Source organism: Bradyrhizobium sp. (genome assembly GCF_019244115.1).
In the GTDB taxonomy this organism is placed as follows: Bacteria; Pseudomonadota; Alphaproteobacteria; order Rhizobiales; family Xanthobacteraceae; genus Bradyrhizobium.
In genome coordinates, this window is sequence record NZ_JAFATE010000252.1 from 1 (window position 1) to 10437 (window position 10437).

Annotated in this window: 9 protein-coding genes; 2 read left to right on the forward strand and 7 right to left on the reverse strand. The window is 64.4% G+C overall.

The genetic code is table 11. The features are described 5' to 3' along the window. Positions 1–60: 60 nt before the first annotated feature. The 4 genes from JOZ76_RS11330 to JOZ76_RS11345 are packed head-to-tail and all read right to left on the reverse strand — an operon-like array spanning position 61 to position 4392. Positions 61–1053 carry an ABC transporter permease gene (locus tag JOZ76_RS11330; RefSeq protein ID WP_291698722.1) on the reverse strand — a complete coding sequence of 331 codons (993 nt, stop codon included), beginning with the start codon at positions 1051–1053 and terminating at the stop codon, positions 61–63. Beyond that, the gene (locus tag JOZ76_RS11335) at positions 1050–2036 is read right to left on the reverse strand and encodes an ABC transporter permease (RefSeq protein ID WP_291698723.1); all 987 of its coding nucleotides are present in this window, start codon (positions 2034–2036) and stop codon (positions 1050–1052) included. The genes JOZ76_RS11330 and JOZ76_RS11335 overlap by 4 nt, the downstream gene beginning before the upstream one ends. Further along, a complete protein-coding gene (locus JOZ76_RS11340) occupies positions 2033–3577 on the reverse strand; it encodes a sugar ABC transporter ATP-binding protein (protein ID WP_291698724.1) in 1545 nt (514 codons plus the stop codon). Before JOZ76_RS11340 ends, JOZ76_RS11335 begins: the two co-directional genes overlap by 4 nt. A 2-nt stretch (positions 3578–3579) precedes the next feature. Next, complete coding sequence (locus tag JOZ76_RS11345) at positions 3580–4392, reverse strand: DeoR/GlpR family DNA-binding transcription regulator (RefSeq protein ID WP_291698725.1); 813 nt, start codon at positions 4390–4392, stop codon at positions 3580–3582. Between the two features lie 188 nt (positions 4393–4580). Between JOZ76_RS11345 and JOZ76_RS11350 the strand changes: the two genes are divergently transcribed. Together JOZ76_RS11350 and rhaI are read left to right on the forward strand one after the other, a co-directional pair. After that, positions 4581–6707 (forward strand): bifunctional rhamnulose-1-phosphate aldolase/short-chain dehydrogenase, encoded by a 2127-nt coding sequence (locus JOZ76_RS11350; RefSeq protein WP_291698726.1) that lies wholly within the window; start codon positions 4581–4583, stop codon positions 6705–6707. Further along, a complete protein-coding gene (gene rhaI / locus JOZ76_RS11355; RefSeq protein WP_291698727.1) occupies positions 6704–8002 on the forward strand; it encodes an L-rhamnose catabolism isomerase in 1299 nt (432 codons plus the stop codon). Before JOZ76_RS11350 ends, rhaI begins: the two co-directional genes overlap by 4 nt. Positions 8003–8155: 153 nt before the next feature. Here the strand turns inward: rhaI and JOZ76_RS11360 are convergent, their stop codons facing one another. The 3 genes from JOZ76_RS11360 to JOZ76_RS11370 form a co-directional block, all read right to left on the reverse strand. Then, on the reverse strand, positions 8156–9235 hold the full coding sequence (locus JOZ76_RS11360; protein WP_291698728.1) for an ABC transporter ATP-binding protein: 1080 nt from the start codon (positions 9233–9235) through the stop codon (positions 8156–8158). A gap of 9 nt (positions 9236–9244) precedes the next feature. Further along, the gene (locus JOZ76_RS11365; protein ID WP_291698729.1) at positions 9245–10078 is read right to left on the reverse strand and encodes a carbohydrate ABC transporter permease; all 834 of its coding nucleotides are present in this window, start codon (positions 10076–10078) and stop codon (positions 9245–9247) included. A gap of 11 nt (positions 10079–10089) precedes the next feature. Continuing rightward, positions 10090–10437 (reverse strand): carbohydrate ABC transporter permease (locus tag JOZ76_RS11370; protein WP_291698730.1); only part of this gene is annotated, 348 nt, incomplete at its 5' end.

Genomic DNA, 10437 nt, shown 5'->3' on the forward strand with positions numbered 1-10437 from the left:
TCCTGTTCTCATCTTGTCGTCCTCCCACGTTGACGCCGCTTGGTGCGGCTGAAAACTCCGTCAGACGCCGTCGCGGCGCCTCTGGAGCGAACTCGCCACAAGAGTTGAAAGGATCAGCACGGTGCCGATCACCACGATGGTCGCGTCACCCTTGACGCCGGTCAGCGCCAGTCCATCCTTCAGGAGCTGAATCATCGCGAGCCCGACGACGGTGCCCCAGATCGTGCCGACGCCGCCAAAAATGCTGGTGCCGCCGAGCACCACGGTGGCGATCACGTCGAGCTCATAGCCGATGCCCATGTCGGAGCGCGTCGTCGTCACCCGTGAGACGAGGACGATCGCCGACAGACCAGCCATCAGGCCCGACAGCGTGTAGATGATGAGTTTTGCGCGATCGACCGGCAGGCCGGAAAACCGGGCCGCGGTCTCGTTGTTACCGATCGCATAAAGCGTGCGGCCGAAGGTGGTGCGGTCGAGAATGATGCCGGCAGCGACGATTGCGATCAGCAGCAGCCAGAGCTGTGCCGGCACGCCGAGCAAATTCTCCTGTCCCATGAAATAGAACCACTCGGGATAGCCGCGCACCGAACGCGCCTGGCTGATCCCCTCGGCGAGGCCGCGATAAAGCGCGAGCGTCGCGATGGTCATGATCAGCGGCGGCACTTTCACCCTGGTGATGACGAGGCCGTTGAGAAAGCCGGCGGCGGCTCCGACCAGTAGCGAGAAGCCGATCGCGAGCGGCAGCGGAAAGCCGAAATTCTTCCAGGAATAGCCGAGCAGGATCGCGCAGAGCCCGACGATCGAGCCGACCGAGAGGTCGATGCCGCCGGTGATGATGATGAAGGTCATCGGCAGCGCGATCAGCCCGACCTCGGTCGTCAGGCGGCCCTGATTGAGCAGGTTGTCGAGCGTCAGAAAGCGGCTGTTCAACGCGCCGAGCACGATCAGCGCAATGAGCAGGATCGCGGCCAGCATGGTCTCGTGGCGCGTGAGCCACCAGGGCGCGACGCGCCTGGCGGCCTGGGGCAGGGGGATTTCACTCATCGCGCTCATGCTCCGGCCATGCGCCGGCGCCGCAGGATGTCGGCGACCACGGTCACGAGAATGAGCACGCCCTGGACGGCGCGGATCCAGTACGGCGAGACATCGATGAAGACGAGCGCACTGGCGATCTCGGCAATCAGAATCGCCGCCAAGGTCGAGCCGATCACCGTGCCGACCCCGCCCAGGATGCTGACCCCGCCGACGACGGAGGCGGTGATGATCGTCAGTTCGAGATTGGGCGGCACGGTTGACTGGATGACGCGGAGCTGGGTGGCGTAGAGCAGGGCGGCCATGCCTGCGAACAGGCCATGCAGGGCGAAGACCATCACGATGGTGCGTGGCTGCGAGATGCCGCACAGCCGTGCCGCCTCGGCATTGCCGCCGACCGCGTAGATGGCGCGGCCCGGCGCCGAATAGCGCATCCAGAGGGCGGCGAGGATCGTTGCAACGATCATCAGGAACACCGGCATCGGCACGATCCCGAACAGCTCGGTATCGGCGAGATGAAATCCGTCCGGCAGGTCGGTGATCCATTTGCCGCCGGTGACGCTGATCAGCCCGCCCTTGAGGATCGAGAGCATGCCAAGCGTGACGACGATGGCGGGAATCCGCAAATACGCGATGATGGCGCCTTGAAACGCCATCACGAGGATTCCCGCGACGAGCGGCGCGAGCCAGGCCACGATGATCGGCGCGCCGTTCACCGCGAGCGTGCCGCTCAGCGTCGCCAGCACGCCGATCAGCGAGCCAACGGAGATGTCGATATTGCCGGAGACGATCACCATCGACATGCCGACCGCAGCGACCGCGATATAGGCGTTGCCGAGCAGCACGTCGGACAGATTGCGCGTCGCCAGGAAGCGCGGATTGTAGAGGCCGACCGCGACGGCAAGCACGATCACCGCGATCGCGAGCAGCGCCTCCTGCGAGGCCAGCGCCTTCAGGAAACGCCGCGGATCGGCCTGGACCTGGCTCAGGACCACCGTGCTCATGCCGCCTGCTCCGCACTGTCGTGACTTCCCATCATGGCGGCGCCGACCGCTTCCTGGGTGGCCTTCTCGCGCGAAAATTCGGCAATGATGCGCCCTTCGCGCATGACCAGCACGCGGTCGCTCATGCCGAGCACTTCCGGCAGTTCGCTCGATATCATCAGAATGGCAAGGCCTTGGCTTGCGAGTTCACCCATCAGGCGATGGATCTCGGCCTTGGCGCCGACATCGATGCCGCGCGTCGGCTCATCGAGAATGAGCAATTTTGGCTGATTGGCGAGCCATTTGCCCAGCACGATCTTCTGCTGGTTGCCGCCGGAAAGTTTGCCGGCGATCTGCTCGAGCGAGCTCGCCTTGACCGCAAAACGCTTGACGCCCTCGCCGGCGAGCTTGCGCTCGGCGGTGCGATCGATGAAGCCGCCAAGGGCGACCTTGCCGAGCGCGGCGAGGCTGAAATTTTCGCGCACGGTCATCGCGCGCACCAAGCCTTGGGTGCCGCGATCCTCCGGCACGTAGGCGATCCCCAGCGCGCGCGCCTGCGCGGGCGAGGCGATCGCAACCCGCGCGCCCGCGATGCGGATTTCGCCGCTCTCGGCCGGCGTGACGCCAAAAATCGTCTGTGCCAGCTCGCTGCGGCCGGAACCGACCAGACCGGCAAGGCCGACGATTTCGCCGGCGCGCACCGTGAGCGAGACCTTTTTTGTCAGCGGCCGGCGTTCGAGATCCCTCACCTCCAGCACCGGTGCGCCGATCGGCACCGTGATTTTCGGGAACAGGCTTTCGATCTTGCGGCCGACCATCGACTGCACGAGGGAGGCCGCGTCGGTGTCGGCAACGCGCCTTGTCGCGACATGGGCGCCGTCGCGCAGTACCGTGACGCGGTCGGCAATCGCAAAGATCTCGTCGAGCTTGTGGCTGATATAGATCACGGCGACGCCGCGTGCCTTCAGCTTGCGCACGATGTCGAACAGCCGCGTCACGTCATATTCCGTCAGCGCCGCGGTCGGCTCGTCCATGATCAGGATGCGCGCGTCCTGCGACAGCGCGCGCAAAATTTCGACGCGCTGACGATTGCCGACGCTGAGCGAGCCGACGATCCGGTCGGCCTGCAGGTCGTGGATTTCGAGCGCGGCCAATAGCGCCCTGGTCTTCTCGCGCATTGCGCGCCAGTCGAGCCGGCCAAAACCTTTGCGCGGCGCATGCCCCATGAAGATGTTCTCGGCGACGGTCAGCTCCGGAAACAGCAGGAGCTCCTGATAGATCGTGGCGATGCCGGCGCGCCGCGCATCGTCCGGCCGCGCGAGGCTGACCGGCTTGCCGTCGACGATCACCTCACCGCCATCGGGCGGAAACACGCCGGAGACGATCTTGATCAGGGTCGACTTGCCGGCGCCGTTCTCGCCGAGAAGCGCGTGGACTTCGCCCTCGGCGACGTCGAACGACACGCCGGAGAGCGCGCGCACGCCAGGAAAGGATTTTTCGATTCCGCGCACCGAGAGGATCGGAGGCGCGGCTTTGTCATGCAGGGCCGGGGCGCTCGTCATGATCATGCCGCCGCATTGGCTTCGGCTGCGGCGTCGACGACGACCACCTGCACGCCGTTGTCGCGCAGCATGTCGAGCGCGGCGGCGGGCGTGTCGGAATCGGTGACCAGCGTATGGATGCGCGACAGCGGACACACGACGAGGCTGCCGCGCGACACGAATTTTGAGGCATCGGCGAGCACGATCAGCTTGTCCGCGCGCTTCAAGAGCTTGGACTCGGCGCGGGCGAGCAGAGGATCGCCTTCGATCACGCCGAGCGGACCGATCGAGATTGCGCTCATGAACATCCGCGTCGCCGAATAATGCTGGATCGCGTCCTCCTCGAACGGCGAGACGATCATGCCCTGTTCGCGATAGACCTCGCCGCCCGGCAGGGCGACGCGGCATTTCGACTTGTGGATCAGCACTTCGGCGAGCGGATAGGAATTGGTCAACACCTTCAGCCGCCGCTCGCGCAGAAAATCACTCATCTGGTAGGTGGTGGTGCCGCCATTGACGATGATCGTCTCGCCGTCGGCGCAGAGTGCGACGGCCGCTTTCGCGATGGCGCGCTTGGCATCGATGTTGAGCGTCTGGCTGACATCGAAAGAGCGGGTCGCCAGCGAGAGCACGTCGGCTTGCGGGCCGGCGTTGTTGGGCAAAGCTTCGAGGCCGCCATGCACACGGATCGCGACGCCCTGCTCGGCAAGGCTGGCAAAATCGCGCCGCACCGAGGCTTCCGAGGCGCCGGTCGCGCGGCACGCGTCCGCGATGCGTACCAGCGGCCGCTCGCGCAGCAGCGCCTTGATGACCTGCCAGCGTTCCCGCTCGTGCACGTCCCTCGTCCTCCCTTTGCCGCCAGATTGGTCACGCTCCCGTAGTTCGGTCAACTGCAAACTTTCAAAATCGATCAATATCGCGCTGCATCAATCATATTGCCTCGCAACGACCGCGCATCTTTGATTGACCATGATCGAATGGCTGACTTAAGCTGCCGAAAATGAAGCCACAGGGAGAACGCCCCATGAGCGAGGCCGCGCCCAAGCCTTCGCCTGACAAGCCTTTGCGCGACGACCCCGTGCCGAATCTCTGGGACGACGCCATCGCCGCCTCCCTCGATGAGCCGGGCGAGCTGCTGTACCGCTCGAACCTGCTCGGCGCGGACCTCCGCATCACCAATTTCGGCGGCGGCAACACCTCGGCCAAGGTCGAGGCGCAGGATCCGCTGACGGGCGAGCAGGTGCGCGTGCTCTGGGTAAAGGGCTCTGGCGGCGACATTGGTTCGATGAAGCGCGACGGGTTTTCGACGCTCTATCTCGACAAGCTCGACAGCCTGAAAGGCCTCTATCGGGGCCTCGCCCATGAGGACGAGATGGTCGCGCTGTTCAACCACTGCACCTTCGACCTCAATCCGCGGGCGACCTCGATCGATACGCCCTTGCATGCCTTCGTGCCGCACCGCCACGTCGATCACGTCCATGCCGACGCCGTGATCGCGATTGCCGCCTCTGAAGACGCAGAGCGCCTGACCCGCGAAGTATTCGGCGGCAGGCTCGGCTTCCTGCCGTGGCAGCGGCCGGGCTTTGATCTCGGCCTGAAACTCGGCGAGATGGCCGCGCGCCATCCCGACTACATCGGCGTGGTCCTCGGCGGGCATGGGCTCTTCACCTGGGCCGAGACGTCAAAGGCCTGCTACGAGACGACGCTGCGCGTCATCCAGCAGGCTGCCGACTGGCTTGCGGCGCATGAGAAAAAACCGTCCTTTGGCGGCGCCAGGGTTCAGGCTGCCGCGGTGGACAAGCGCCGCGCCGTCGCCGCAAAACTTATGCCGCTGATCCGCGGGAAAATCTCCGAAAGCGAGCGCAAGATCGGCCACTTCAGCGACGCGCCGGAGGTGCTGGAGTTCGTCAACTCGAACGCCCTCACAAGATTGGCGCCGCTCGGCACCTCCTGCCCCGATCACTTTTTGCGCACCAAGATCAGGCCGCTGGTTCTGCCTTATGATCCGGGCCGCGACAATCTGGACGAGGTGATCTCAGGTCTTGACGGTCATCTCGCCGCCTATCGGCGCGACTACGCCGCTTACTACGAGCGCTGCAAGCATGCGGATTCGCCTGCTATGCGCGACTCCAATGCGGTCGTGTATCTCGTGCCCGGGGTCGGCATGTTCACCTTTGCCAAGGACAAGGCGACGGCACGTATCGCGGGCGAGTTCTACGTCAACGCGATCAATGTGATGCGCGGCGCATCCGGCGTCAGCGCCTACGTCGGCCTGTCGGAGCAGGAGGCCTTCAACATCGAATATTGGCTGCTCGAAGAGGCCAAGCTGCAGCGCATGCCCAGGCCCAAATCGCTGGCCGGGCGGATCGCCTATGTGACCGGCGGTGCCGGCGGCATCGGCGGGGCGATCGCGCAGCGGCTGCTCGGCGAAGGCGCCTGCCTCGTCATTGCCGACATCGACGAGACCGCGCTGAGCGAGCGCGTCACTGCGATCACGAAAAGCCATGGCCGCGACGCGGCGATCGGCGTGAAAGTCGATGTGACCGACGAAGCCGCGGTGATCGCCTCGTTCGAAGAGGCCGCGCGGGCCTTCGGCGGCATCGATATCGTCGTCTCCAATGCCGGCATCGCCTCGGCCTCCCCGGTCGAGGATACCAGTCTCGGGCTTTGGCAGAAGAACATGGATATTCTCGCAACCGGCTATTTTCTGGTGTCGCGCGAGGCGTTCCGCCTGATGCAGAGCCAGAAAATCGGCGGTGCGATCATCTTCATCGCCTCGAAGAACGGCCTTGCCGCCTCGGCCGGTGCGTCGGCCTATTGCGCCGCCAAGGCCTCGGAAATTCATCTCGCGCGCTGCCTGGCGCTGGAAGGCGCGGCGCATGGCATTCGCGTCAACACGGTCAATCCGGATGCGGTGCTGCGCGGCTCAAAGATCTGGGAAGGCGAGTGGCGCCGGCAGCGCGCCGCGTCCAACAAGGTTTCGGAAGATCAACTCGAAGAGGTCTACCGCCAGCGCTCGATGCTGAAGCTGTCGGTCTTTCCCGAGGACATTGCCGAGGGCGTCTACTTTTTCGCGTCCGACCTTTCCGCCAAATCGACCGGCAACATTCTCAATGTCGATGCCGGCAACGCCCAGGCGTTCACCCGATGAGCACGCCGTTCGCGATCAGCCCCGATCTCATCGCCGAGCATAACGCCCGGCTCGAAGCCGCGACTCTTGAGGACTATGACGGGCTGAAGCGTATGCTGGCGCGGCTTGGGATTGACGCGGACGCGCTGGTGCAGAAGGTCATGGGCTTTGGCGTCGCGATTCCGACCTGGGGCGTTGGCACCGGCGGCACGCGCTTCGCGCGTTTTCCGGGGCCGGGCGAGCCGCGTAATGTGTTCGAGAAGGTCGATGATTGCGGCGTGATCCAGCAGTTGGCCCGCGCCACGCCGACCATCTCGCCGCATTTTCCGTGGGACAAGGTCGATGACTACGCGGCGCTATGTGAAAAGGCCGGGGCACACGGGCTTGCCTTTGATGCGGTCAATTCCAACACGTTCCAGGACCAGGCCGGGCAGGAGTTCTCCTACAAGTTCGGCTCGCTGTCGCATACCGATGCGCGTGTGCGCGCCCAGGCGGTCGCGCACAATATCGAATGCATCGAGATCGGGCAAAAGCTCGGGTCGACAGCGTTGACCGTCTGGATCGCCGATGGTTCGAACTTCGCCGGCCAATCCAACTTGACCAGGGCACTGGATCGCTATCTCGATGCGATGCGCGCGATCGTCGCGGCGCTACCGGCCGACTGGCGCGTGTTCCTCGAACATAAGCTTTACGAGCCGGCGTTCTATTCGACCGTGATCTCGGACTGGGGCACGAGTTTTGCTGTCGCGCAGGAACTCGGGCCCAAGGCGTATTGCCTGGTCGATCTCGGACATCATGCGCCGAACGTGAATATCGAACAGATCGTCGCGAGGCTGATCCGCTTCAAGAAGCTCGCGGGTTTCCATTTCAACGATTCGAAATATGGCGACGACGATCTCGACAGCGGCTCGGTCGAACCGTTCCGCCTGTTCCTGGTCTTCAACGAGCTTGTAGACGCCGAGCGCCGCAGGGCCGAGGGTTTTGCGCCGGCCTACATGATCGACCAGTCGCATAACGTGACCGACCCGATCGAGAGTCTGATGCAGTCGGCGATCGAATTGCAGCGCGCCTATGCGCAGGCGCTGGTGGTCGATCGCGCCGCGCTCGAAGCAGCGCAGGAGGCGAATGATGCGCTCGGCGCCCATCTCGAACTGAAGCGCGCGTTCACGACCGACGTCTCGCCGCTGCTCGCCGTCGCCCGTCAGCGCGCCGGCGGTGCCATCGCGCCGATCGCCGCCTACCGCGCCTCCGGTTATCGCGCGCAAAAGACCAAGGAGCGTCCCGCGGCTGCCGGCACATCGGCCGGAATCGTTTAATAGGGGCGGACGCTGGCACTGACCTTTCCATCTCGTCATGGCCGGGCTTGTCCCGGCCATCCACGTCTTTGAAGCACTGAAAAGTAAGACGTGGTTGCCCGGCACAAGGCCGGGCACAACGAGGCCTCATTGGGCGGTTGGTGTGCAACTTTCCTATATTGATATTCGCAGACCCGCGGCGTCGAAGACCTGCACGTCCTGCGCTGCTGCCACGAGTGTCGTCTTCTCGCCCACGGCAGGCGCTTCGCGGCCGCGCACCTCGGCGACGAAGAGCTTGTCGTCGGGGCGACGGATATGGGCGAACGAGGCCTCGCCGAGCCGTTCGACCAGTTCGACGATACCTTCGACGGCGAAGGCGCCATTCGTTCCGCGCGACAGATGCTCCGGGCGCACGCCGATCGTCAGTGTGTCGCCAACGTTGAGAGACGCCGCCGGCAAGTCGAAGCTGCGAAAGCCGGCGCCGGTCACGCGCGCGCGTCCGCCGGCAACGCTTTCGACCTTCGCCGCAAAAAAGTTCATCGCAGGCGAGCCGATGAAGCCGGCGACGAATAGATTGGCGGGCGCGTAATAGAGATCAAGCGGCTTGCCGACCTGCTCGATGCGGCCCTTGTTCATCACCACGATGCGGTCGGCCAGCGTCATCGCCTCGACCTGGTCGTGGGTCACATAGACGATTGTCGCTTTCAAGAGACGGTGCAGGTTGGCGATCTCGACCCGGGTCGAGACCCGTAGGGCAGCATCGAGATTGGAGAGCGGCTCGTCGAACAGGAAGACGGCGGGCTCGCGCACGATGGCGCGGCCGATCGCGACGCGCTGGCGCTGGCCGCCGGAGAGATCGCGGGGATAACGTTCGAGCAGCTCCTCCAGCCGCAGCATGCGCGCGGCCTCCGCGACGCGCTTCTCGCGCTCGGCCGGCGCGACGCCGGTGAATTTTAAGCCGAACGTCATGTTCTTGCGCACGTTCATGTGCGGGTAGAGCGCGTAGGACTGGAACACCATCGCAATGCCGCGCGCGGCGGGAGCGAGATTGTTGACGAGCTTTCCGGCGATATGGATGTCGCCACCCGAAGCGCCGTCGAGCCCCGCGATCATGCGCAGCAGTGTCGACTTGCCGCAGCCGGACGGCCCGACCAGGACGACGAACTCGCCGGTCTCGATGCCGAGGTTGATGTCGTCGAGCACCGTCGCCGCGCCGTAGCGCTTGTAGAGGTGATCGATGCGGAGATTGGACATCCCAAAAACCTATTTGACCGCGCCGGAGGTGAGGCCGGCGATGAGCTGGCGCGAGAGGATGATGTAGATCATGACCACCGGCAGGATCGCCATCGAGAGTGCGGCGAGCACGGAATTCCAGTCGGTGATGTACTGGCCCAGAAACTGCTGGACGCCGAGCGTGACGGTGTGGGTCTTGTCGCTCGAGGTCAGGATCAGCGGAAACCAGAGGTCGTTCCAGATCGGCACGATGGTGAAGACGGCGACGGTGGCGATGGCCGGTCGCAGCAGCGGCGCGATCACTTCGAGGAAGATGCGGGTTTCCGGCACGCCGTCGCAGCGCGCGGCGTCGCGCAGGTCGCGCGGGATCTGCTGGATGAACTCGCTCAGAATGAAGATCGACATCGGCAGGCCCTGCGCCACATAGACCAGGATCAGGGCCGTCAGCGTGTCGTTGAGGCCGGCCGAGCGCATCATGTTCAGGATCGCGACGGAGCCGAGCCGGATCGGCACCATGATGCCGATCGACAGGAACAGCCCGAGCAGCGTCGAACCGCGGAAACGATATTCGGTCAGCGCCCAGGCCGCCATCGCGCCGAACAGCAACACCAGCGCCATGCTGACCAGGGTCACGATCAGCGAGTTCGAATAGTAGGTCAGGATGTTGGAGGAACGCAAAACCTTGTCGTAGCCGATCAGGCTGAAGGTTGAAGCGTCAGGCGGGGCGAGCGGCGCGCCAAAAATCGCGCTGCGCGCCTTGAACGAGTTCATCACGACGAGCAAAATCGGCCCAATAGCGAGCGCGCTGTAGGCAAGCAGGACCAGGTGGACGCCGGCACTGCGAGCACGCTGTTCGATCGTCATGGGCCCCTCCGTCAGAAGGCGAAGCGGCGGATGCGCCGCTGCACGAGGAAGAGATAGAAGCACACGCCGACCAGGATGATGAAGAACATCACGGTTGCGACTGCGGACCCCATGGTCGGGTTGCCGAGCTGCAGCTGGTTGCCGAAAAATGTGCGGTAGAAGAAGGTGCCGAGAATGTCGCTCGCGAAATTCGGCCCGGCGAGCGCGCCCTTGACCGAGTAGATCAGGTCGAAGGCGTTGAAATTGGCAACGAAGGTCAAGACCGAGACCAGGCTGATGGTCGGCAGCACCAGCGGCAGCTTTATGTGGAAGAAGATGCGGAAATGCCCGAGCCCGTCGACGCGCGCCGCATCGATCAG

Excerpts from the sequence above, each read along its gene's own strand:
- JOZ76_RS11330 (WP_291698722.1), bottom strand. The coding sequence starts at position 1,053 with ATGAGCGCGATGAGTGAAATCCCCCTGCCCCAGGCCGCCAGGCGCGTC.
- JOZ76_RS11335 (WP_291698723.1), bottom strand. The coding sequence starts at position 2,036 with ATGAGCACGGTGGTCCTGAGCCAGGTCCAGGCCGATCCGCGGCGTTTC.
- JOZ76_RS11340 (WP_291698724.1), bottom strand. The coding sequence starts at position 3,577 with ATGACGAGCGCCCCGGCCCTGCATGACAAAGCCGCGCCTCCGATCCTC.
- JOZ76_RS11350 (WP_291698726.1), top strand. The coding sequence starts at position 4,581 with ATGAGCGAGGCCGCGCCCAAGCCTTCGCCTGACAAGCCTTTGCGCGAC.
- rhaI (WP_291698727.1), top strand. The coding sequence starts at position 6,704 with ATGAGCACGCCGTTCGCGATCAGCCCCGATCTCATCGCCGAGCATAAC.
- JOZ76_RS11360 (WP_291698728.1), bottom strand. The coding sequence starts at position 9,235 with ATGTCCAATCTCCGCATCGATCACCTCTACAAGCGCTACGGCGCGGCG.
- JOZ76_RS11365 (WP_291698729.1), bottom strand. The coding sequence starts at position 10,078 with ATGACGATCGAACAGCGTGCTCGCAGTGCCGGCGTCCACCTGGTCCTG.